Annotated in this window: 17 protein-coding genes; 12 read left to right on the top strand and 5 right to left on the bottom strand. The window is 68.6% G+C overall.

The window, feature by feature from the left end:
• The first annotated feature begins 278 nt into the window (after positions 1–278).
• Positions 279–1169 (top strand): ATP-binding protein, encoded by an 891-nt coding sequence (locus tag ACFQV6_RS15450; protein WP_378028160.1) that lies wholly within the window; start codon positions 279–281, stop codon positions 1167–1169.
• A 297-nt stretch (positions 1170–1466) separates the two neighbouring features.
• On the top strand, positions 1467–1799 hold the full coding sequence (locus ACFQV6_RS15445; RefSeq protein WP_378028159.1) for a universal stress protein: 333 nt from the start codon (positions 1467–1469) through the stop codon (positions 1797–1799).
• Between the two features lie 6 nt (positions 1800–1805).
• Here the strand turns inward: ACFQV6_RS15445 and ACFQV6_RS15440 are convergent, their stop codons facing one another.
• Complete coding sequence (locus tag ACFQV6_RS15440; RefSeq protein ID WP_378028158.1) at positions 1806–2678, bottom strand: TetR/AcrR family transcriptional regulator; 873 nt, start codon at positions 2676–2678, stop codon at positions 1806–1808.
• A 79-nt stretch (positions 2679–2757) separates the two neighbouring features.
• Between ACFQV6_RS15440 and ACFQV6_RS15435 the strand changes: the two genes are divergently transcribed.
• Both ACFQV6_RS15435 and ACFQV6_RS15430 read left to right on the top strand, forming a co-directional pair.
• Positions 2758–3237 carry a nitroreductase family deazaflavin-dependent oxidoreductase gene (locus ACFQV6_RS15435; RefSeq protein ID WP_378028157.1) on the top strand — a complete coding sequence of 160 codons (480 nt, stop codon included), beginning with the start codon at positions 2758–2760 and terminating at the stop codon, positions 3235–3237.
• Positions 3234–3938, top strand: a complete 705-nt coding sequence (locus ACFQV6_RS15430) for a YceI family protein (RefSeq protein ID WP_378028156.1) — start codon at positions 3234–3236, stop codon at positions 3936–3938. The genes ACFQV6_RS15435 and ACFQV6_RS15430 overlap by 4 nt, the downstream gene beginning before the upstream one ends.
• A 152-nt stretch (positions 3939–4090) precedes the next feature.
• On the opposite strand, the gene ACFQV6_RS15425 is transcribed toward ACFQV6_RS15430, so the two are convergent.
• Both ACFQV6_RS15425 and ACFQV6_RS15420 read right to left on the bottom strand, forming a co-directional pair.
• Positions 4091–6526, bottom strand: a complete 2436-nt coding sequence (locus ACFQV6_RS15425; protein ID WP_378028155.1) for a phosphoketolase — start codon at positions 6524–6526, stop codon at positions 4091–4093.
• A gap of 278 nt (positions 6527–6804) precedes the next feature.
• On the bottom strand, positions 6805–8202 hold the full coding sequence (locus ACFQV6_RS15420; RefSeq protein WP_378028154.1) for a globin domain-containing protein: 1398 nt from the start codon (positions 8200–8202) through the stop codon (positions 6805–6807).
• 336 nt (positions 8203–8538) lie between these two features.
• Between ACFQV6_RS15420 and ACFQV6_RS15415 the strand changes: the two genes are divergently transcribed.
• From ACFQV6_RS15415 to ACFQV6_RS15385, 7 genes are all read left to right on the top strand, one after another.
• Positions 8539–12207, top strand: coding sequence for a nitrate reductase subunit alpha (locus tag ACFQV6_RS15415; protein ID WP_378028153.1), 3669 nt, complete (start codon positions 8539–8541; stop codon positions 12205–12207).
• A complete protein-coding gene (gene narH, locus ACFQV6_RS15410; RefSeq protein WP_378028152.1) occupies positions 12207–13889 on the top strand; it encodes a nitrate reductase subunit beta in 1683 nt (560 codons plus the stop codon). Before ACFQV6_RS15415 ends, narH begins: the two co-directional genes overlap by 1 nt.
• The gene (narJ, locus tag ACFQV6_RS15405; RefSeq protein ID WP_378028151.1) at positions 13886–14506 is read left to right on the top strand and encodes a nitrate reductase molybdenum cofactor assembly chaperone; all 621 of its coding nucleotides are present in this window, start codon (positions 13886–13888) and stop codon (positions 14504–14506) included. The genes narH and narJ overlap by 4 nt, the downstream gene beginning before the upstream one ends.
• The gene (gene narI / locus ACFQV6_RS15400; RefSeq protein ID WP_378028150.1) at positions 14503–15255 is read left to right on the top strand and encodes a respiratory nitrate reductase subunit gamma; all 753 of its coding nucleotides are present in this window, start codon (positions 14503–14505) and stop codon (positions 15253–15255) included. The genes narJ and narI overlap by 4 nt, the downstream gene beginning before the upstream one ends.
• An 81-nt stretch (positions 15256–15336) precedes the next feature.
• Complete coding sequence (locus ACFQV6_RS15395; protein WP_378028149.1) at positions 15337–16575, top strand: nitrate/nitrite transporter; 1239 nt, start codon at positions 15337–15339, stop codon at positions 16573–16575.
• Positions 16576–16587: 12 nt separating this feature from the next.
• Entirely contained in the window at positions 16588–16920 is a 333-nt protein-coding gene (locus ACFQV6_RS15390; protein WP_378028148.1) for a cupin domain-containing protein, read from the top strand.
• 16 nt (positions 16921–16936) lie between these two features.
• Positions 16937–18169: a molybdopterin molybdotransferase MoeA gene (locus tag ACFQV6_RS15385; protein ID WP_378028147.1), complete on the top strand. Its 1233-nt coding sequence runs from the start codon at positions 16937–16939 to the stop codon at positions 18167–18169.
• Positions 18170–19241: 1072 nt separating this feature from the next.
• Here the strand turns inward: ACFQV6_RS15385 and ACFQV6_RS15380 are convergent.
• Together ACFQV6_RS15380 and ACFQV6_RS15375 are read right to left on the bottom strand one after the other, a co-directional pair.
• Entirely contained in the window at positions 19242–22835 is a 3594-nt protein-coding gene (locus ACFQV6_RS15380) for a DUF4132 domain-containing protein (RefSeq protein ID WP_378028146.1), read from the bottom strand.
• A gap of 233 nt (positions 22836–23068) precedes the next feature.
• Positions 23069–23626, bottom strand: coding sequence for an STAS domain-containing protein (locus ACFQV6_RS15375; protein WP_378028145.1), 558 nt, complete (start codon positions 23624–23626; stop codon positions 23069–23071).
• A 329-nt stretch (positions 23627–23955) separates the two neighbouring features.
• On the opposite strand from ACFQV6_RS15375, the gene ACFQV6_RS15370 reads away from it, so the two are divergent.
• Entirely contained in the window at positions 23956–24210 is a 255-nt protein-coding gene (locus ACFQV6_RS15370; RefSeq protein ID WP_378028144.1) for a hypothetical protein, read from the top strand.
• Positions 24211–24232 lie beyond the last annotated feature (22 nt).

Genomic DNA, 24232 nt, shown 5'->3' with positions numbered 1-24232 from the left:
CAAGGGTTCAGCGGCTACTTTCTGTAGTGGTCAGATGTGCTGGCGTGAAGGGGGTGCGTGTGCCGGATATCGGGCGGATTCTGGATCTGGCTGCGGTGAGCAGAGGGCTGTGAGCGCGATGGAAGGCGTAGCGTCGGCGGCAGAATGCGCCGAATTTCGCTGGACGACAGACGTGCATGTCTCAATATACGAGACGATAAATGGATGGGTCCGAGCTTTGAGAGGACTGCAAAACGGGCGCCGCTGGTCGTGGCCTTCAAGGCTTTGAGCTCTTCTGATTGCGGCGCTGTCTACGGATCAGAAGGTTAGGGGAACACATCCAGCTCCACACCACCCTCGCCGACGACCTGTGGCGGGTGCTCGCCGACCCCGGCCAACTCGAACAGGTCCTGGTCAACCTGGCCGTCAACGCCCGCGACGCGATGCCCGACGGCGGCACCCTGAGTATCGACACCACCAACATCACCCTCGACGGCACCACGACCACCGGCCGGGGCCCCGCCCTACCGGCAGGCCGGCACGTCAAACTGCGGGTGAGCGACACTGGCACCGGCATCCCCGCCCACATCGTCGAACGCGTCTTCGAACCCTTCTTCACCACCAAACCCAAAGGCGAAGGCTCCGGCCTCGGCCTGGCCACCGTCTACGGCATCATCACCCAAGCCGGCGGCCACGTCGAGATCACCTCCGCGCCTGGCGTCGGCACCGCCTTCACCGTCCTGCTGCCCGCCACCGACCAGCAACCCGCCGCCGTCACACTGCCGGCAGCCGCCACCACCCGCGGCAGCGGCGGGGAAACCATCCTGGTCGTCGAAGACGAAGAAGCCCTGCGCGAAGTCACCCGCCGCATCCTCGACCGCAACGGCTACCACGTCCTGACCGCCCCCAACGGGCCCGAGGCCCTCAACACCGCCGAACACGCCACCGGACCCATCCACCTGCTACTCACCGACGTGATCATGCCGCAGATGCTCGGCAAAGAACTCGCCACCACGATCCGCGAGCTCTACCCCGCCACCCGCGTGCTCTACATGTCCGGCTACGCCCAACCCGTCCTGGCCACCCAAGGCACCCTCGACCCCGGCGTCACCCTGGTCGAGAAACCCTTCTCCGAAACCACCCTGCTCGACCGCGTCCGAACCGTCCTGGACACACCCCACCCGGCCTGAACCGGCCTCCGGCCACCGCCCGGCCGGCGAGCAGGCCGCCGGTCATGGAAAGGGTGCCCGCGAACGTTTCCGGTGACCTGGTCCGGGCCGCGCTGATGGAAGCCCGGCCGGCGGGGCTGACCAACCGGCAGTTGGTGACCGCGACCGAGATGAACCAGTATCAAGTCCCGTCCGGGCTGCGGTTCTTGCGCGAGGTCCTCGCGGCGCAGAACCTGACCCCGCTGACCTGGACTCGCCGCGACGGCTACCAGCTGTCGACCGATCCGGGCCGACTGGATCGCTTACGAGCGGGCCTGCGTGCGCACCGAGCTGACCCACATCGCCCCGGCTGCGCGGGACCTGCACCTCGCCGCCGTCGGTGACGACACCACCCAGCCCGCACCGCAAACCGGACCAGGCGATCAGGCGTTCACCGCAGTCCACTTGCACAGCGGCCACGGGCACCAGGGCCGTGCCGTGGCCGACGCCCTGACGGTTTACGCCCGCGAGCAGAAAGCCGCCGCCATCGTGGTCGGCTCACGCGGCCGTTCAGCCCCTGCCGAAATCGTCCTCGGCAGCGTCGCGATGGCGACCCTGCACCAGGCCCACCGTCCTGTGCTCGTCAGCCCTCCGCTCTCCCGCAAGATCTGAACAGGCCTAATCTCTCGAGCTGGCCTCTCCGGCCAGTCGGGACGCCCATTCGTCGATTGCCCGGTACACCTGGGCCACGTGCTGCTCATCGTTCGGGGCGTGCGGGTCGGGTTCGAGGAACGTCAGGGCGGTACCAGCGACGCTGAGCGCCGACAGGGACCAGCGCTGTGGGGGGCCGTCGTCGAACGGGCTCGCGACGATCTCCCGGCGGGCGACATCGGGCGCCGCGATCGCGGCGACGACGAGGCCGTGCATGGCGACGCTCAGGACCGAGGCGAGGGTCTCGAATTCGGTGTCGAGGTCGGGACGCAGCCGGTAACCGAACAGCCCGGTCAGTGTCCGCCACGCGTCGGCGATCCGGGCGATCCGGGCGTTCTCCGACTCGGCGAGCGCGGCCTGTACCTGGTCACGTAGGTCGCTGTCGGTCAGGCCGGAGACGGTTGCGCACAGGGCGTGGTAGGTCCGCCAGGCCGGTGACGCGAGGATGGCGTCCAGATCGAACGCGGCGAGCCGCCGGATCAGCTCGATCATCACGCGATGCCGGCCGTTGGTCGTGGCGAGCCGGTCCTCGTGCTCGGCCAGGACTTGCTTGATGAGGCTGATCTCGTCGCGCACGATCGGCGGTCCGGCGCTGCTGGCCAACTCCCGTACGAGGTCACCGTAGAACTGGTGCTTGTACTGCCAATGCCGGTAGGCCGTGCTGCGGGAGACGTCGGCCGCCCGGATGACCGCCTCGAAGCTGATGTGCTCCAGGCTCACGGTGAGACCGTCACGATCGATCATCTCGATCGCGGTCCGCAACATCCGCTCCCGGGTCTCGGCGTCGCTGAGCCGCCGATGCCGCCGGGTGATACCGCCCGGGCCTTCTCGCCCCTTCATCTCGATGAGAGTAGTTCAGATCATGCGAAACTTGAACTTGAGACTTCATGTCTCAAGTCTCAACTATCACGCTGAATGCATGCTGTCGAAGGACGACTATCTCCGCGCCATGTACATCGGCGGGCGAGGCAACGCCACCGCCCGCCGGTACGCCCGTTTCTGGGCAGCTCTTTTCGGCGCCGGGCTCACACCCCGCCGCTGGATCACCCTTGAAGTGCCCGGCCGCCGCACCGGCCGCATCGCCCGTTTCCCCCTCGGCATGACCGACTGGCAGGGCAACTGGTATCTGGTGCCGATGCTCGGCGGCGACTGCAACTGGGTCCGCAACGTCCGCGCCGCCGGCGGCCGGGCCGTCATCCGGCACGGCCGGGCCCGCCCCTGCCGCCTCATCGAGATGCCCACCGATCAGCGCGCCCCGATCCTGCGCCGATTCCTGCGGCAGATCCCGGGCGCCCGGCCGCACCTGCCTGTCAACCGGGACGCGCCCCTGGAGGCGTTCGCCGCGATCGCCGACCGCTACCCGGCGTTCCGGGTCGACTTCGAGGAGACGAACCCATGACCGCCCCCACCGTCTCGCCTCGCCGAGTCCGCACCCGGCGCCGCCTGTGGTGGGCCCTCGGGATCACCGCGGTCCTGCTGGTCGGCCTGCTCGGCGCGGCCATGGCCTTCGTCGCCTTCCAGACGGCCGCGGCGCCCCTCACTCTGCCGCCTGCCGGAAGTGCTCCGCCGGCCGGGCCGATGCCCGCTCAGTGGCGGATCGCCTCCGGATCGGTCGCCGGCTTCCGGATCGAACAAACCTTCCTCGGCGCCACCAGCGAGGTCACCGGCCATACCGAAGGCGTGACCGGCGCCATGACGACGACCGGCAACCGGATCGACTCCGTCGAGGCCACCATCGACCTGCTCAGCCTCACCACCGACGGCAAACAACCCGCACCCCAGTACGCGGAAAGCCTGGAGACCGCACGCTTCCCACACACCACCGTACGGCTGACCGAGCCGGTCCCCTTCGACGCGGGCTTCACTTCCGGAGCCACCACCGAGCTCACCGCCACCGGCGAGCTCACCCTCCACGGCGTCACCCGCCCGATCACCGCCGCCGTAACCGCCCGCCGCGACGCCACGGGCATCGCGGTCACCGGCTCCGTCCCGATCCGCTTCGCTGACTGGAACATCGCAGAACCTCAAGGGTACGGAGCGCTCGGCGCCCTCGCCGACCATGGCAGCGCAGAGTTCCTGCTGATCCTGCACCCCAACTGACCAAGCGGCCAGCAGTCTCGAATCCAGCCCGCAATATTCACCCTGATCCGGAGACGTGCCCAGCCGGTCGAACCAGCCTCTGACAAGCAGCGCCGGGCAGGAACGGGGGCCGGCTCCAATGATGGTGCCGGCCCCCGCTTGTTCGTCCTGGGTCAGTGCTCGGCCCAATCGCCGAGCGACCAGTCCCGGACCTCGGGCATGTCCTCGAGGTGCTCGACCACGTACTGCTCGTGCTTCGCCAGCTGCGACTCGCACCAGGCCTTCAACTCGGTCGCCCCGGACGGCAGGCGCCTGGCATTGTTGATCGCGTCGATCACCAGGTGATAGCGCGACGCCCGGTTGCGGACCGTCATGTCGAACGGCGTGGTCGTGGTGCCCTCCTCGATGAAGCCGCGCACCCGGAACCGGTCGGCGTCCGGCCGGCCGTGCACGAGCTGGTGGATGGCGCCCGGATAGCCGTGAAACGAGAACACCACATCCACGTGATCGGTGAACAGCTCACGGAACATGGTCTCGCTCATGCCGTGTGGGTGGTCCTTCGACCGCGGCAGGGTCATCAGGTTGACCACGTTCACCACCCGGACCTTCAGCTGTGGCAGCTTCTTGGCGAGGATCTGCGCGGCGGCAACGGTCTCCATGGTCACCACGTCACCGGCGCAGGCCAGCACGATGTCCGGGTCGCTGTTGCCGTCGTCGGTGCCGGCCCACTCCCAGATCCCGGCGCCCTTGGCGCAGTGCTCGATCGCCTGGTCCATGTCCAGCCACTGCAGCTGCGGCTGCTTGTCGATCACGATCAGGTTGACGTACGACTTCGACCGGAAGCAGTGATCGGCGACCGACAGCAGGGTGTTCGCGTCCGGCGGCAGGTAGACCCGAGCCACCGTGCCCCGCTGGTTGAGGACCACCTGGATCAGGCCGGGCCCCTGGTGCGAGAAGCCGTTGTGGTCGTTGCGCCACGCCGTCGACGTGAGCAGGATGTTCAAGCTCGGCACCTTGGCCCGCCACGGCAGGTGCGACGCCTCCTGCAGCCACTTGCCGTGCTGCACCGTCTGCGAGGCACTGACCATGGCGAACGCCTCGTAGGTGGCGAACATGCCGTGCCTGCCGGTGAGGTTGTAGCCCTCCAGCCAGCCGTGGCAGTTGTGCTCCGACAGCACCTCCATCACGCGGCCTTTGTTGCTGATCTTCACGTCATCGGCGGTGACCGACTCCATGAAACCGCGGTCGGAGACCTCGAAGACGGCTCCGAGCCGGTTGCTGTTCGTCTCGTCCGGGCAGAACAGTCGGAAGCTGTCCGGGTTGCGGGAGTAGATGTCGCGCATCATCTCGCCCAGCTTGCGGGTCGACTCGGCACGGCCCTCGGCCGGCTTCTTCACGTCGATCGCGTAGTCGCGGAAGTCGGGCAGGTCCAGGTCACGGGTGAGCAGGCCGCCGTTGGCGTGCGGGCTGGCGCTCATCCGCAGGTCACCGGGCGGGGCCACGTCGCGGATCAGCCCGACTGGGGCGCCGGTGGCGTCGAAGAGTTCCTCCGGCCGGTAGGACCGCAGCCATTTCTCCAGCTCCCGCAGGTGGTCCTCGTTGCCTTTGACACCGGAGAGCGGCACCTGATGCGACCGCCAGGTGCCGGTCACGGTGATCCCGTCGATCTTGTCGGGGCCGGTCCAGCCCTTGGGCGTACGCATGATGATCATCGGCCAGCGGGGGCGCGTGCCGTCCCACGTACCGTTGCGGGCCGCGTCCTGGATGCCCTTGATCTTCCCCCAGGCCTCGGCGAGGACCGCGGCGAACCGGTGGTGCATGCCGGGCAGATCCTCGCCCCCGACCTCGAGCACCTCGTAGCCGTGCCCCTCGAACAGCTTGCGCACCTCGGCCGGGTCCTTGCGGGCCAGCACGGTCGGGCCGGCGATCTTCGCGCCGTTGAGGTGCAGGATCGGCAGCACGGCGCCGTCGTGCTCCGGGTTGATGAAGGAGACGCCCTTCCAGGAGCCTTCCAGCGGCCCGGTCTCGGCCTCGCCGTCGCCGACGACCGCGATCGTCAGCAGGTCCGGGTTGTCCATCACCGCGCCGAACGCGTGCACCAGCACGTATCCGAGCTCGCCGCCCTCGTGGATCGAGCCGGGCGTGGTCACCGACACGTGGCTGGGGATGCCGCCGGGCGAGGAGAACTGGCGGAACAGCTGCAGCAGGCCGCTCTCGTCCAGGCTCACCTTCGGGTAGACCTCGGAGTAGGTGCCCTCCAGGTAGCCGGCGGCGACCAGCGCCGGGCCACCGTGCCCCGGCCCGGCCAGGTAGATCGTCTGCTGGCCGGTCTGCTTGATCAGCCGGGACACGTGTGCGTAGATGAACGACAGTCCCGGGCTGGTGCCCCAGTGGCCGAGCAGGCGCGGCTTGATGTGCTCGTTCGTGAGCGGCTCCCGCAGCAGCGGATTGCCCTGCAGGTAAATCTGGCCGATGGTCAGGTAGTTGTTGGCACGCCACCAGGCGTCCAGCCCGGCCACCTCGGCGTCGTCCGGCGCGGCGAGTCTGCGCACCAGTTCCTGCTGGTCGCTCGGGGCGGTCCGGTGGTCCGAAACGGCGGTCACAGACATGATCCTCTCCTGTGCGATGACATCTCGATCGGATGCTATTGCCGTGCTCGGTGGCTCGCAGTCGAAGTCTGGTTTCCTGGCCGGTGCCGACAGGTCGTGTCGCAGCTCAGGGCGGTGCATGGACCGAATCTTCTCGGTGAACGCCCGGGCGGGCCGCATAGGGGGTGATGCCCGGCCAGGTGGTGCCGCTCGCAGGCTGTGGCCAGAGACCACAGCGGCCGGCCATGCCGACCGCAACGAAGGTGCGGCCCACGGCGCCCGACCGTTGTGAGGGCGGCTCAGTCGGTGTCCGCCTGCCACAGGTCCGGACCGAACACCTCGTACTGGATGTCGTGAACGGAAACTCCGCGAGCGAGCAGGTGTGAGCGGATCGCCTGCATGAACGGAATCGGTCCGCACAGGTAGTAGACGGCGCTACCGGGCAGGTCCACGCCGGTCAAGTCCATCATGCCGGCGTGGGTGCTGGTGACAGGAAGTTCGCTGCCGGAGCCGTCCTCGTACCAGACGTGCAACGCCGATCCCGGCAGCCGGGCCAGATCGGCAGCGACCTGGCGGCGCAGCGGGAACGAGGCTTCGTTCGCGTCGGCGTGCAGCAAGGTCACCTTCAGGCGGGAACCGGCCGCGACCAGGTGCGAGATCATGCCGGCCATCGGGCTGATCCCGATCCCCGCACTGACGAACACCACCGGCCGGCCGCCGTCGTCGAGTACGACATCGCCGTACGGGACGCTCATGGTCAATTCGTCGCCGACCCGGATCTGATCGTGCAGCAGCGTCGACACCTCACCGTCGGGCTTCCCGCCGCCGTGCACTCGTTTGACGGCGAAGTAGCGGTGCTCACCGTCGTCCGCGCGAGTCAGACTGAACTGGCGGGGCTGACGGATTCCGTCCGGCATCAGCACGTTGACGGTGATGTACTGGCCGGGCAGTGACGTCTTCACCGGCCGGTCGTCGATGCGTTGCATGACGAACAAGGTGACGTCGGTGGTCTCCGGGACCTTCTGAGCGACCCGCCACTGCCGCCACACCCGTGCCGCCGTCACTCCCCGGGCGCTGTACAGACCGCGTTCCTGATGGATCAGCGCGTAGGCCATCAGCCAGTACACCTCGTCCCAGGCGGCCGCGACGTCCTCGGTGACGGCGTCGCCGAGCACGTCGCCGATGGCCCACATGAGGTTGTCACGCACGGTCTGGTACTGATCCGCGCGGATGCCCAATGACGCGTGCTTGTGCGCGATGCGGGTGAGCAGCCGTTCCGGCAGCTGTTGCGGACTCTTGATCAGCGCGGTGGCGAACACGGCCACCGAGCCGGCAAGGGCCTTCGGCTGGCTGCCCTCGGCCTGGTTCCCGCGGTTGAACACGCCGTCCTGCAGCTCTGGGTGCTCAGCGAACATGTGGGCGTAGAACCGGTTCGCGATCTCCTCGATGTGAGCGCCGACGACCGGCAACGTGGCCTCGACGATGGGGCGCGCCTTGTCCGACAGCACGGTGGACCTCCCGGGAAGTAGGGGGCGGCCATCCCCCGACACGCGGTCGGAGGTGCCGGCCCGGTGGGTGTCGTATGTCCGCGCGGCGCAGGATGCCTGGCGTGACGCGCTCGCCCGGAAACGGATCTTGTCCCCGACATTAATCAGGATCCGGTCGACAGCGGATGGATCGGGAAACGTGGGGCCCATCGGCACCGTAACTTGGGCCGAAGGGCCCACCGTCGAGAAGTCCGACCCCGAAGCCAGGCCGGAGGATGACGCCTCGCCCGATCATCGGCAGCGGGTGTCGACCAGCGTTGCATGGCGAACGTGCGTGCGAAAAACGCCCTGAGTGCTGCGCCCTATGGCCCGGCCGAGCATGGCGTCGAGCGAGCCCCGACCGGCTGCTTGCCGAATCGGGACCTTCGGCCCAGGCATTTTCGGCAAGATCGTAGTGGAGTGGTAGAGGCCGGTTGTTCGAGTTGCGTCAATGTGTTGCGGTTACCAATGTGGCTTTCAGAGTCATTAGCGAGGGAACGAGGGCAGATGGCGAGCGCGACCGAAACCGCAGGACGGGCGCTACTGGCGGTCGGCGGGTTGGTGCGGCGGGCGGAGGTGTCCGGCGACGGGCGGACGCTGCACCAGATCGGCGGCCGGGAGGCGGACAGTTTCTATCGGGATCGCTGGTCCTACGACAAGGTGGTGCGCTCGACGCACGGGGTGAACTGCACCGGGTCGTGCTCGTGGAAGGTGTACGTCAAGGACGGCATCATCACCTGGGAGCAGCAGCAGACCGACTACCCGAGTGTGGGTGCGGACCGGCCGGAGTACGAGCCGCGAGGCTGTCCGCGCGGTGCCGCGTTCTCCTGGTACACGTACTCGCCGACCCGGGTGCGGTACCCGTACGCCCGTGGTGTTCTGGTGGAGATGTTCCGGGAGGCCAAACGCCGGCTGGGCGGTGACCCGGTCGCGGCGTGGGCGGACATCCAGGCCGACCCGGTGCGCCGGCGCCGCTATCAGCAGGCCCGCGGCAAGGGCGGCCTGGTGCGGGTGTCGTGGGACGAGGCGCAGGAGATCGTCGCCGCCGCGCACGTGCACACTATTGCGGAACATGGGCCGGACCGGGTCGCGGGGTTCTCGCCGATCCCGGCGATGTCGATGGTGTCGCACGCGACCGGCGCCCGGTTCCTCTCGTTGATCGGCGCTTCGATGCTGTCGTTCTACGACTGGTACGCCGATCTGCCGGTCGCGTCGCCGCAGATGTTCGGCGACCAGACCGACGTGCCCGAGTCCGGCGACTGGTGGGACGCCTCCTACCTGATGATGTGGGGTTCGAACGTCCCGGTGACGCGGACCCCGGACGCGCACTGGATGGCGGAGGCGCGCTACCGGGGGCAGAAGGTCGTCGTGGTGTCGCCGGACTACGCCGACAACGTGAAGTTCGCTGATGAGTGGCTGCCTGCGCAGCCCGGCACCGACGGTGCGCTCGCGATGGCGATGGGCCACGTGATCCTCAAGGAGTTCTTCGTCGAGAAGACGACGCCGCGGTTCGTCGACTACGTGTCGCGCTACACCGACCTGCCCTATCTGGTCTCGCTGGAGCCGGTCGAGGGCGGCGGCTACCGGCCGGGCAAGTTCGTCACGGCGGCGGACCTGGGCGAGACGGACGCTGAGGCGGCGTTCCGGCCCGTGTTGTGGGATTCCGCCACCGACGCGGTGGCGGTGCCCGGTGGTTCGTTGGGGGACCGGTTCAGCGAAGCCGGAGTCGGCAAGTGGAATCTCGATCTCGGTGACATCGTCCCGCGGCTCAGCTGCGCAGGCGGGGACGGCGTCGAGATCGTGTTGCCGCGCTTCGACAACGACGTTCCGGAGCTGATGCGCCGCGGCGTGCCCACGGCCCAGGTCGCCGGCAAGCTGGTGACGACGGTCTTCGACTTGATGCTCGCCCAGTACGGCGTCGTCCGGCCGGGTCTGCCGGGCACCTGGCCGACTGGCTACGACGACGCCGAGGTGCCGTACACGCCGGCGTGGCAGGAGCCGATCACCGGCGTGCCCGGCGCTGCGGTGGCCCGTATCGGCCGGGAGTTCGCCGACAACGCCGAGCGCTCCGGCGGCCGATCGATGATCCTGATGGGAGCTGGAACCAATCACTGGTTCCACTCCGACACCACCTACCGGGCCATGCTCACGCTCACCACGCTGACCGGCTGCCAGGGCGTCAACGGCGGCGGCTGGGCGCACTACGTGGGCCAGGAGAAGTGCCGGCCGGTGACCGGCTGGGCGCATCTGGCGTTCGGGCTGGACTGGGTCCGTCCGCCGCGGCAGATGATCGGCACCGCGTACTGGTACCTGCACACCGACCAGTGGCGCTACGACCAGTACAGCGCGGACGTGCTGACCTCGCCGCTGGCCAAGGGCGAGTTCGCCGGCAAGCACACCGCTGACCTGTTGGCGAAGTCGGCGCGGCTGGGTTGGATGCCGTCGATGCCGACGTTCGACCGCAACCCGCTCGACGTGGCCGACGAGGCGCTCTCCGCCGCCCCGGACGACCCGGCCGGGTACGTGGCGAGAGAGCTGGTCGACGGGCGGCTCGGGTTCGCCTGCACCGACCCGGACGCGGAGCAGAACTGGCCCCGGGTGCTGACGGCGTGGCGGGCGAACCTGCTCGGTTCCTCGGCGAAGGGCAACGAGTACTTCCTGCGGCACCTTCTCGGCACCGACGCCTCGCTGCGGGCCGAGGAGGCGGCACCGGAGAAGCGGCCGCAGGAGGTGGTCTGGCATGACGAGGCGCCGGAGGGCAAGCTGGACCTGTTGCTGTCCCTGGACTTCCGGATGACCTCGACCACGTTGTTCTCCGACGTGGTGCTGCCGGCGGCGACGTGGTACGAGAAGCACGACCTGAACACCACGGACATGCACCCGTTCATCCACGCGTTCACTCCGGCGATCAACCCGCCCTGGCAGACCCGCACCGACTTCGACGCGTTCCACGGCATCGCGAAGGTATTCTCCGAGCTCGCCGGTCCGCGTATGGGCGTGCGCAAGGACATGGTCGCGGCGCCGCTGCTGCACGACACGCCGGACGCGATGGCCACCCCGGGTGGGGTGGTCCGCGACTGGAAGACCGGTGAGGTCCCGGCAGTGCCGGGAAAGACGATGCCGAAATTCATCGTGGTCGAACGCGACTATGGTGCGATCGCCGCGAAGATGGCTTCGCTGGGTCCGTTGCTGGACCGGCTCGGCACCACCACGAAGGCCGTCACGGTCGACGTGAACCCGGAGATCGAGTTCCTCAAGAAGATCAACGGCACGGTACGCGGGGGCGTCGCGGACGGCCGGCCCCGGCTGGACACCGACATCCGCTGCTGCGAAGCGATCCTGGCGCTGTCCGGCACCACCAACGGCCGGGTCGCCACCGAGGGCTTCCACTTCCTCGAGCGGCGCACCGGGCAGCGGCTGGCCGACATGTCCAGCGAACACGAGGGCAAGCAGATCCGCTTCGCCGACTGCCAGTCCCGGCCGGTCCCGGTGATCACCAGCCCGGAGTGGTCCGGCAGTGAGCACGGCGGCCGACGATACTCGCCGTTCACCATCAACACCGAGCGGCTCAAGCCCTGGCACACCCTGACCGGGCGGCAGCACTTCTACCTCGACCACGACTGGATGCAGGAGCTGGGCGAGGAACTGCCGGTGTTCCGGCCCCCGCTGGACATGCACAAACTGTTCGGCGAACCGCGCCTGGGCGCCAAGGGCGAGCTGGAACTGACCGTCCGGTATCTCACGCCGCACTCGAAGTGGTCCATCCACTCCGAGTATCAGGACAACCTGATCATGCTCACCCTGTCCCGCGGCGGCCCGACGATGTGGATGAGCGAGGTGGACGCGGCCAAGATCGGCGTCACCGACAACGAGTGGATCGAGGCGGTCAACCGCAACGGCGTCGTCGTCTGCCGCGCGGTGGTGACGCACAAGATGCCCGAGGGCACCGTGTACATGTACCACGCCCAGGAACGGGTGATCGACGTGCCGAAGGCCGAGACGAACGGCCGGCGCGGCGGTATCCACAACTCGCTGACCCGGCTGCTGATCAAGCCCAGCCACATCATCGGCGGTTACGCCCAGCTGTCGTTCGCGTTCAACTACCTGGGCCCGACGGGCAACCAGCGCGACGAGGTCACCGTGATCCGCCGCCGTTCGCAGGAGGTCGAGTACTGATGCGCGTCATGGCCCAGATGTCGATGGTGATGAATCTCGACAAGTGCATCGGCTGCCACACCTGCTCGGTCACCTGCAAACAGGCGTGGACGAACCGTTCCGGTGTCGAGTACGTCTGGTTCAACAACGTCGAATCCCGCCCGGGGCAGGGATACCCCCGCACCTACGAGGACCAGGAGAAGTGGCAGGGCGGCTGGACCCGTACCCGGACCGGGCGGCTCAAGCCGAAGGCCGGCGGCCGGGTCAAGAAGCTGTTCGGCATCTTCGCCAACCCGAAGTTGCCAGCCATGCAGGACTACTACGAACCGTGGACCTACGACTACGAGCACCTGCTCACCGCGCCCGCCGGCGGCACCGACACCCCGGTGGCCCGGCCGAAGTCGCTGCTCACCGGCGAGGACACCAAGGTCACCTGGTCGGCGAACTGGGACGACTCCCTCGCGGGCGGCAACGAGATCGCCGCCGGTGACCCGATCCTGCGGCAACTGTCGGACCAGGTCCGCCAGGAGTACGAGAAGGCGTTCCTGTTCTTCCTGCCGCGCATCTGCGAGCACTGCCTCAACCCGTCGTGCGCCGCGTCGTGCCCGTCCGGGGCGATCTACAAGCGGGCCGAGGACGGCATCGTCCTGGTCGATCAGGACAAATGCCGGGGCTGGCGGATGTGCGTGACCGGGTGCCCGTACAAGAAGATCTACTTCAACCACCGCACAGGCAAGGCCGAGAAGTGCACCTTCTGTTTCCCGCGCATCGAGATCGGTCAGCCCACCATCTGCTCGGAGACCTGCGTCGGCCGGCTGCGCTACCTCGGCCTGATGCTCTACGACGCCGACGCCGTGGGTAAGGCCGCCGCCGTCAAGGACGAACAAGCCCTGTACGAGGCGCAGAAGTCCGTCTTCCTCGACCCCCACGATCCTCAGGTGGTCGCCGCGGCGCGGGCCGCGGACATCCCGGACGACTGGATCACCGCGGCGCAGCAGTCCCCGATCTGGGACCTCATCATGAAGTACGAGGTGGCGCTGCCGCTGCACCCGGAGTACCGCACCATGCCGATGGTCTGGTACATCCCGCCGCTGTCTCCGGTCGTCGACATCCTGCGCGACACCGGCCACGACGGTGAGGATCTCAACAACCTGTTCGGTGCCGTCGATGCCCTGCGCATCCCGGTGGACTACCTGGCCGGCCTGTTCACCGCCGGCGACCCGGCCCCGGTGACGGCCGTCCTGCAACGGCTCGCCGCGATGCGCGCCTACCAGCGCCGGATCAACCTCGGCGAGGACCGCGACGAATCGATCGCCGCCGCGGTCGGCATGACGGGGCAGCAGATGGACGACATGTACCGGCTGCTGGCCATCGCCAAGTACGAGGAACGGTACGTCATCCCCGCCGCACACGCCGAGGACGCGCACCACCTGGAGCAGCTCGGCACCGAATGCAGCCTCGACTACGAGGGCGGCCCCGGTATGGGCGGTGGCGGCCCATACGGCCAAGGGCCCTTCGGCGAGTCCTCCGGCACCCCGGCGCCGATCCAGGTGGAGACGTTCCACATGCTGCGCGACCGGCAGACCGCCGACTCCGTCGCCGCGCCCGAGGACAAACAGGCCCGGGTCAACCTGCTCAACTGGGACGGCAAAGGCCGCCCCGAGGGACTCTTCCCGCCGAAGAAGGACGGAGGCGAGCCGTGAGCCGATCCACCTGGCGGCCGGTCGCAGCGCGGGCGGCCTCACTACTGCTGCGCTACCCCGACCCGGACACGCTCGCCGTCCTGCCGACCCTCGTGGCGGCGCTCGACGCGCTGCCCGACCCCGTCGCGCAGCCGCTGCGGACGGTCGCCGGGCACCGAAGCCACGGCAACCCGGTCGCGCTGGCCGACGAATACGTGCAACTGTTCGACTTCCGCCGCCGTTGTTGTCTGCACTTGACCTACTACACCTGCGGTGACACCCGTAAACGCGGCGAGGCACTGGTCCTGTTCGCCGCCGCGTACAAGCAGGCCGGGTTGGAGGTCGTCGACGGGGAACTGCCCGACTACCTGCCCGCCGTGCTCGACCTGGCCACCGTGGACGACGACGGCTGGCGGCTGCTGCGCGAGAACCGGGTCGGCCTCGACCTTCTCACCAAGGCGCTCGCCAAAGAAAGATCGATCTACCGGCACGCGATCGAGGCGGTCCGGACGATGCTGCCGCCACCGGAACCCGGCGACATCGCCGCCGCCATCCGCCTCGCCCAGACCGGGCCGCCCGTCGAACAGGTGGGCCTCGAACCGTTCGGACTCGTCGACACCACCGGAGGCCGCCGATGAACGTCCTACTCTGGGTCGTCTTCCCGTACCTCAGCATCGCCATCCTCGTCGGCGGCCTGATCTGGCGCTACCGCTACGACAAGTTCGGCTGGACCACCCGCTCATCGCAGATGTACGAGTCCGCGGTGCTGCGCTGGGGCAGCCCCATGTTCCACTTCGGCGTCCTGATGGTCCTCGTCGGGCACATCGGCGGGCTGCTCATCCCCAAACCCTGGACCGAGGCCGTCGGCATCACCGAGCACACCTACCACTTGATGGCGGTATTCATCGGGACCGTCGCGGGCTTCTGCACGCTGATCGGCATGGCCATCCTCATCGCCCGCCGCCGCCTGACCGGCCCGGTGTTCGCCGCGACGACGAAGAACGACAAAGCCATGTATGCGGTTCTCGCCGCGGTCATCGTGCTGGGTCTGTGGTCGACCCTGCGGGCGAACGTGAGCGGCCCCGGCTACGACTACCGCGAAACCATCTCGCCCTGGTTCCGGTCGCTGTTCTACCTCAGTCCCGACCCGAAGATCATGGCCGGCGTCCCGATCGGCTTCCGGATCCACATCATCGCGGCCTTCGCGCTGTTCGCGTTCTGGCCGTTCACCCGCCTCGTGCACGCCTTCAGCGCACCCGTCGGCTACCTCACCCGCCCATACGTGCCCTACCGCAGCCGCGACGCCAGGTCCGGCCTGCGCCCCACCCGACCAGGCTGGGAAGGCCCGCCCAAGCTGCCGTCGAAATCCGCCCGCCGTCACGAGTGACCCGCGGCCGGCAGCACTCGCCTCGAACAGTTCCTGTATGACCGCGCCGGCCGAGACCGGCCCGACCTCTTGAGGTAGAAGATGGCGACAACAAGCGGTGCCGCGGCGCGGACGGCACCGACCCCTCAGCCGGGCGGGACCGTTCCGGCCGGAGCCGGCCGCAACCTGGCGCTCGCGACCATCGGGTTCACGGTCAACTTCTGGGCCTGGGCGCTGCTAGGTCCGCTCGGCCCGGGCGTCAAGGAACGCCTGGGACTGAGCTTCGCCGCCCAGTCGCTGCTCGTGGCGGTGCCCGTGGTGGTCGGCTCCCTCGGCCGCATCCCGGTCGGTGCGCTGACCGACCGGTTCGGCGCACGCGTGATGTTTCCGGTGATCAGCCTGATCACCATCGTTCCCGTGCTGACCCTGTCGGTCGTGTCGTCGTATCCGGCGTTGATCATCACTGGGTTCTTCCTCGGGATCGGCGGCACGACCTTCGCCGTCGGCGTTCCGCTGGTCTCTGGCTGGTACCCGCCGGCCCGTAAGGGCTTCGCCATCGGGGTCTTCGGCATCGGCACCGGCGGCACCGCCGTCGCCAACTTCAGCACCGTCAAACTCGCCGACGCGTACGGCCAGAAAACCCCGTTCCTGCTGGTCGCCGCGATCCTGGCCGGATACGCCGTCGTCGCGTTCCTGCTGATCCGGGACGCACCGAACAGGCAACGCCCGGCCGGGTCCGCATGGGGACGCACCGTTGACGTCTGCCGGCTCCCGGTCACCTGGCAGATGTGTTTCCTCTACGCCGTCGGATTCGGCGGGTTCGTCGCGTTCAGCGTCTACCTGCCCGCCTACCTCAAAACCGGCTACGGGCTGACCGCCAACGACGCCGCCCTGCGCACCGCCGGGTTCGTCGTCCTCGCGGTGATCGCCCGGCCCGTCGGGGGTTGGCTGTCCGACCGGATCCACCCAGTGCCGGTGCTGGTGTGGAGCTTCGCCGGCGTCGCGCTGTTCGCCGTCGTCCAGGCGTTCCAGCCACCGCTGATGCCAGTCGCCACCATCGCCTTCCTCGGCATGGCAGCCCTGCTCGGTGCGGCCGGCGGTGCGGTGTTCGCCCTGGTCGGCAAAGTGGCCCCGGCCGACAAGGTCGGCACCGTCACGGGTGTCGTCGGCGCCGCGGGCGGTCTCGGCGGCTTCGTCCCGCCACTGATCATGGGCTGGGTGTACGGCGTCGAGAACTCCTACGCCATCGGCCTCATGCTCCTGTCCGACGTCGCGCTCGCCGCAGCCGTCTTCACCGCCGTCAAGATGAGCGGCCTCGCCCGCCGACCGACCGCCACCTGAAGGAAACCTGTCATGCAGAAGTCATCGTTGGTCTCCCTCCTCATCCAGCACCTCGAAACGGCGCGCGACTCGTCCAGCGGCCGCAGCGCCCAAACCGTCGTCGGCGGACACACCCAGACCCTCAGGCAAACCCTCATCGCCCTGCGCGCCGGCCAAGCCCTGGACGAACACGAAAACCCCGGCGAAGCCACCGTCCACGTCCTCCACGGAAAGGTCCGCCTGGCCACCCACGAGGTCTCCTGCGAAGGCGCTGCCGGCGACCTGCTCGTCGTGCCCGACGCCCGACACACCCTCGAAGCGCTCGAAGACGCCGCCGTGCTGCTCACCGTCGCCAAACTTGCCTGAGAAGGGGGCGCACGACGTGACCATCGCAAGTGAGCACCACGTCAGCACGCCCACCAGCGAACCCGGCGCTGACCCGTATGCAGGCCAAGCGATACCCTGGACACAGGCACGGCTACTCGCCCATCGTCTACCCACACCGCTCGGCGTCCAGCAGGTGCCGCTGACACACGCCGCCGGCCGGACCCTCGCCCGACCGATTCGAGCGGCAAGTATGCTTCCCGGCTTCGACAACGCCGCGATGGACGGTTACGCGGTGCGCGGCCCTGGCCCGTGGCGGCTGGTCGGCCACGTCCTGGCCGGCGGTGCCACACCCGAGGGCCTGGCCCCTGGCGAGGCAGTCGAGATCGCCACCGGCGCGCCGGTACCGCCGCGCGCCGACCGCGTGGTTCCGTACGAGGTCGCCGAACGCAGAGCAGACCTCGTCCGCGAGCCTCCCCCTCGATCCGGCAACCGCCATCACATTCGCAGGGCCGGCGAATACGTGCAGGCGGGACAGACACTGCTGCCCGGCGGCACGGTGCTTACGGCTGCCGTGCTGGGGCTCGCCGCTAGCGTCGGACTCGACACCGTCACTGCCCGGACACGGCCTACCGTGCGCATCCTGGTGACCGGCGACGAAGTCGTCACCATGGGCCTTCCAACACACGGCAAAGTCCGCGACGCGATCAGCCCCGTCCTCACGACGTTGCTGACCGCTTGGAACACCGACGTCGTCGAGCTGAGCTGGATCCCGGACCACCCCGCGACTGTTCTCACCGACGCAGTGCGCCGTTCTCTGATCGACGCCGACCTCACCCTCGTCTGCGGATCGTCCTCCGTCGGACCCGCGGACCGCCTCCACGACGCGCTCGCCGAAGCCGGCGCAACCATCCACATCAACGGTGTCGCTTGCCGACCGGGACACCCCCAAGTCCTCGCCCAAGCAGGCCCCCGTTGGCTGATCGGACTGCCTGGCAACCCGTTCGCCGCCCTCGTGGCCGCCTACACCCTGATCCAGCCACTTCTCGCCGGGCTCGCCGCGCGGGCTCTGCCGGAACTGCCCGCCGCCACCCTCCGCGGCGACGTCCGACCATCAGCCGGCCACACCCGGCTCGTCCCGGTGCGATGGCATCACCACGAGGTACAAGTCATCGACGGCGCCCATCCCGGCTATTTAGGTCCGGCAGCCCAGGCAGACGCCCTCGCAGTGATGCCACCGTCATGGCAGGCTGAACAAGCCGTGGAGCTTCTGGCGATGCTTCACAGATAGGTGACGACGTTCGTGGCAACAGCCGCTGCGGGCCAGGCCGCGGAGGCGCGCCGTAGTCATCCATCGATGTGAAGGGCCACTATGGTGGTAGTTCGTCTCGTCATTCGAGACAGGGAACCTGGCGCTCTGTAAGCTAACAATGAGGCTTAAATCGGGCGTATGTCTGGATCTTGATGTGAGCCCTGACCTCGAGCGATTGCTCCGCTGTCTACGGATCAGAAGGTTGGGGGTTCGAGTCCCTTCGGGCGCACCAACGATCAAGGCCGTGACCTGCGGAAACAAGGGTCACGGCCTATTTGTTTCCCATTTCTGACCCCGAAAATCCCAGCTAGTGGGAGCGTGGTGATCCGATGGTGATCGCGTGTCGCGAACGTGTCTTGTCCACAGTGGATTCCAAGGTTGAGCTGGACTTTCACCACGAGCGTCGAGGCGGGAGTTCGAGTCCCTTCGGGCGCACAAAAGATCAAGGCCGTGACCTGCGGAAACAAGGGTCACGGCCTTTTTGTTTCCCATTTTCAGCCCCGAGAATCCCAGCTGTTGGGAGCGTGGTGATCGGATGGTGATCGCGTGTCAGAAACATGCTCCGTCCACCGTGGATCGCGGCGCTGAGCAGGACTTCCATCCCGCGAATCGGGCCGAACCCACAGCCCATCCCGGTTACTGTGCGTTATACCCGCGCGGCGCTTGACGTCCCGGTGCGGGGCTACTACAGGGACGTGCAGGACGGTGCCTGATGCGGAGGCCGGACCGGAACCCGAGCGAGTCGTCTGCGGGTGCCGGGGAGTGTCGCGGCACCTTGATCCGGAGACTCGACCGGCGGCGCCGGTGGGCGAGGGGCGAGCGAGCGCATGGTACGCATCACCTCGGTACCCGGTGAATCGAGATGCCACCGCAGGAAGTCGGCCGATCGGCTGCGGTCGACACCAGGGTGCCGCCGGCCGGGTCGAGACCGCGGGTACACGACGACTGACGCGTGCGCGTATCTGTACAGCGCACCTCTCGCCGTTGGTAGTTCTGAACCGGCCCGTCCCGCGACGTCGGCCGACCGGCGTCGCGGGAGGGACCGTGCTCGTTACCGCATCGCGCCGCCGTGCAGGAGGTAGTGCAGGTCGCACAGCAGTTCCGAGAGGATCACGGGATCCAGGGCCGCGAAGTTCGGCGCCCCGGAGAGGCGCGCGTCACGGAACGTCTGCACCGGATCCTCGTTCGGGAACTGGACGCTGATCCCCGGGTCGAGGGGGAAGGTCAGTCCGCCCCGGCCCGGCAGGTAGCACTCCACGGTGTCCTGGATGCCCGCGTCCATCGGCGCGCTTCGCACCCACCATCCGCGCCGCTCCAGCTTCAGCAACCGGTCGACCGCGACATCCGCCCCGACGAACTCGGTCAGTCGCTGCTGGGCGGCCTGTTCCGCGGTCAACCGCCGCACCGGCCGGCCGAGTTGCGGGAACGGCTGGAGAATCTCGTAGTCGGCGAACAACTGCGCCCAGGTGGTCAGGTCCGACTCGATGTGCAGCGGGTGCGCGACTCCGACCGAGGCGTCGTCGGCCAGAGCGAGCTCTTTGTCGTCGACGTCTGCCAGGCTGCCGTCCTCGGCCACCCGGAACGCGGTGCCCACCGACCCCTCCGCGGTGAACGTCGCCCACACCAGGCGCGACACGACATGCCGCATCAGCGGGTGCTCGACGAGCAGCCGCCGGAACTCGTCGGCGGTCCACCGCCGCTGGACCACCATCGCCGTCTCCAGCCGGTGGATCAGGTCCGCTGCCACCGTGCGGACGTCCTTCTTCAGCCCGGCGAACGTCTTGTAGGCCGCCGTGGCGAGCGCCTCGTCGTCTCGGGCCCCGGGCTTGGGCAGGTCCTTGCGCCGCATGCCGTCGTGGTCCACCACGTAGGGATTGAGCTGCTCGTCGAAGCCCACCACGAAGCGGCGCGGTCCGTAGTCGAGGGTGAGCCGGCCCCGGGAGTCCAACCCGAAGTCGGGCACCAGCCGGTCAGCCAGTTGCTCGGCGGTGAGGCCCAGTTCCCCGGCGACGACGTCGATCCGCTCCCGCGCGGCATACTTGAGCCCGGCGAACTTCGCCTTCTGCGCGATGCTGTGCAGATGCATGAGCGCCACCTCGGAGCCGATTTCCCGGAGCACGTCGAGCCCGGTCACGGCACGAGCGTGACCGCCTTCGCCGGGCCAGGCTCGGATGATCGGCGCGAGCCGGCGGACCGTGTCGTCGTCACCGGTCAGCGCCAGCGCTTCCAAAGCCCAGCTCTGCTTCGACGGACGTCCGGCCGACTCCCAGCTCTGGAACAGCGACCAGCCGAACTCGGCCAGCGAGGCCCGGTCAAGGGTCTCCCGCACGATGGCGACGCCCGGATACGGCGTGCCGATGCGGGACAACGCCAGCATGGTGCACAGGTGCCGCACGGCCGTCGCCGGCAACGCATGGCGGCGACCAAGCAACAGGACCGGGGCGAGCGCTGCGGCGTCACCGGCCCACGCCGGCAGGTCCGGCATCCGCTTCGGCAGGATCTCGACCGGGGCGATCGACAGTATCGCGTCCACCGCGGTGGCAGCGGCGGGACCGTAGGCGACCGCGGCATCGCGGACGATGTCCTCGTGACCTGCCGCGGCCACCGTCCGCAGCGCGTGCTCCGCGGCGCGGCGTGCCGCACCGGCCGGACCGACCGCGGCGGGCACCAGCTCGCCGGCCGCCGACTCCGGGTGCTGACGCAGCCAGGACACCGCGATCCGCCGTACCGATTTCCCGCCGCCCAGCCATTGCGCCATCAGGGTCGCGACGTCGAGGCCTTCGACGGGAAGCAGCAGGGAGCCGTAGAGGTCCGGCTGGTCCGTGAGGCGGGCGCAATGCACCAGCACCGGCACGGCATCCACATCGAACCGGGCGAGCAGGCGGGGCATGGTCCACCCCGGGGACCAGAAACCTGTCGGCCGCCAGTGGGCCAGATACTCGTCCGTCATCGACCGCGGCGCATCGGCGAAGAACCACTCCTCGTCGGCCGGATGCTGCCTGCGTCCTTCGCGCAGGTTCACCGCCGCACGCTCCCAGTGCTCCGGGCCGCTCCGCGGCGCTTCCTTCTCGAACTGCGCCACTTCGGCCTCACGCTCGCCGGACTGCCGGCACACCCGGGTCACGTCCGGCGGGGTGAGGCCGTCGACCACGATCGGCGTGACCACCGTGCGCGCCCTGGTCCACGGCGGCGTCGCCAGCAGCGGATGGAGCAACTCGGCCGGTGCGGACGGCGACGTCGACAGCGACGCGAGGATCGGCTCGATCTGCCGGCGGGAGGCTTCCGGCAGTACGGGCAGCGCCGCGCGTGCGATCTCCGGGTTCGCGGTGACGCGCCGGTGCAGCAACTCGGTGATGCGCCGGTGGCTGCCCGGGGCACCGGCCGCGAGGCCGAGCAGACGCAGGGCACGCACCGGGAACCGCTCCGACGCCTCCAGCAGCGCGGGTTCCGTCAGGTCGTCGTCGACATGGCGGACCAGCGCCTCGAACGCCTCGTCGGTGGGAATCAGCGTCAGGCCGTTGAACACCGCACGCCGCTCCTCGGAATAGCCGTTCTTGCCCACCAGATCGAGCAGACGCGCCCCCACCGTCGGCCCGATCACATCGAGGACCGTGGCCAGCAGGCCGAGCGACGGCGCCAGGTCGAATGCGCGGACGTGGCGGCTGATTCGCTCCCACTCCTGCGGGGTGGACACCACGAACGCGGCCAGCGAGTCATCGCGCAGCTCTGCCGGACAGTCTTCGCCGAGCCACCCGGGTTCGGTGGGGAGCAGGAACGCCGCAAGCATGTGCTGCTTCGTGGACATGTAGGCCTCGAGCGCCTCCCGAGCGTGCGCGTATGCCGCATAGTCGGCGACGGCGAGGCGGGCCCGCACGCGCTCCGCCGCCAGCCGCCACGGGGCGCCCAGCCAGTATGAGATGCGCTCATTGCGGCCGAGGTGGCCGCCATATCCGTTCTGCAGACCGCTCAACTCCAGGACCGCCTGTGCCGCGAAGGCCAGCCCGTGCGCCGCGAACCATCCGTCGGCGACCGCGGCCTTGATGTGCGGGTAGGCGAAGACGTCCCAGGAGGCCCACGCGGTCGCCGCCGCGCCGAGTGGGGTGATCCGGCTCCCGTCGAGGAACGCACGGGCGGCGGCCACCAGCTCCGGTTCGCTGCGACTGTTCGCCAGCACCCGTTCACGGTGATCGCGTGTCTGCGCCAGGATGTCGTCAGCCTTGGCCACCGCGCCGGCCAGAGAGGGCGGCCGGGCACCCGGCCGTCCGCCGCGCCGCGGCCGGATCCTGCGCACCCACGCGTCGGGAAGGACGAACGTATCCTCGTCCGGAAGCTCGACCGGCTCGTCCTGCACCGGCCCGTCGTGGATTGGCGCGTCGTGCACCGGCCCGGCCGCGCGTGCAGGACCGGCTGCGATGGACGGTGCGGCCGGCTCGGCGGCGGAGGTCACCTCCAGGTAGCCCTTGTTGACCTTTTCCGTGATCAGGCCGGCCACGTACAGGCTCGCGGTCTCCTCGGTGACGAGTTCTTTCACCCGTGTCTGTCCGGCGGTGCCGATGCGCCCGAATTGGACTGTGACGGCGACACCCTCCTGCGACACCTGCCAGAACTTCGCGGATTCCGCGCTCCGGTGCTCGAAACTGCGCACCCTGTCTCCCCAGCTCGATGGACGATGGGCGGCACAGTATCGATGGGTTACGACAAAACAGATTCAGCCCTCGTCAACGGCAAGGATCGGCGCGGATCGCGGTGACCGCGTCAACGGCCTCCACCGTTGTGCACCGCACGGTGCCGATCCCGGCCACCTCGCCTAGTCCCTGCTCGCTGGGCTGCGGAGCCGCGTCGGCGACCAGCACGACCCGCTAGAGTCTGCCTCTAAGATCATCGTCCGGGCCACGGCGGGTAAGCGCGGGAAATGGCCCTGGCTCGCTCGCGCGTTGCCCCGGCGGCCTGTCGGATCTGTTCTGCCTGCTCGACCAGCTGCTGCAAGTTCGGTGGCGTCGTCGATGTGGGTCGTTCGAGGTTCCGCCGCGGCCCGCCGGCCGTGACGGCCCGTGCAGCGTCCGGGGCGACGGCGAAGTGCTCGAGTAGCCCGGTGATCTCAAGAACTTGGTAGGGAATGCGGGCGGGATTGGTCACCACGAGCCGGCTGCCGGATGCTTCGGCACTGCGGCGGCAGGCCAGCAGCGATCGGATGCCGGAAGAATCGAGAAAGCTCAGGTCGGCAGCATCGAGTTCAAGTGTTGCGGGAGCCTCACCGTCCAGGACCTGGATGACGAGCTGCTGGAGCTGCTCGGCTGTCATGCGATCGAGTTCTCCGGCGAGGCACAGCCGGACCATCGCCGATCCGGGATGCGCGGTGACGTCGATGCGCAGCCAATGGCTGTTTTGTCCGCTGCCAGCGGCGCGGTCACCTTGGTGTGCTGGCCTAGGGTCCATCCCGATCCTGCCGTGAGCGTAAGGGTGCTTCCGGTCAAAGGAGGTGTGGCCTACCGGGGACAATGTACTCCTGCCTGAGGCGCCACAAGCGCATTCTCTGTGCGTGAGGGGTAGCCGCGAAAGCGGCCCTGGGGTCTGCGGCCATCCCGTCCCTTGACGGCTGCGCTCTTGCTGCGGTGTTCGCGGCTTGACAGGTTTCGGTCATCGGCATGTCGTCGTCGAGGGCCCAGAAGGTGGGGACGGTTTGCTTCGTCAATGGTCGATGGGGCCGGCGATGACCTTGGTTGGGCTGGCGTTCCCCCTGGAGAAGTGGGCACAATGTTGGTTTCATGACGGGCTGGGAGCTGCTGCGGCCGCCGACCGTCGATGAGGAGCTGGGGCGGTGGACGCTGAAGGCGGCGGGGGACTTGCAACCGTTGCGAGCCGCGTTGCGCGAGGTCGTGATGAGCGTCGCAGCAGCCATGACGGACCGTCACGACCTGGTCGAGCGCCTCACCATCGTTGCGACCGAGCTGGCGGGCAACGCTCTACGGCACGGGCGTCCCCCGCTGTGGTGGCCCTGGCCTGCTGCGACAGCACCCTGATCATCGACGTCGCGGACAACGA

The organism is Actinoplanes sp. GCM10030250 (assembly GCF_042666575.1).
Classification (GTDB): Bacteria; Actinomycetota; Actinomycetes; order Mycobacteriales; family Micromonosporaceae; genus Actinoplanes.
The sequence above is the reverse complement of the archived record's forward strand: the minus strand, read 5'-3'. Positions and strand labels throughout refer to the sequence as shown.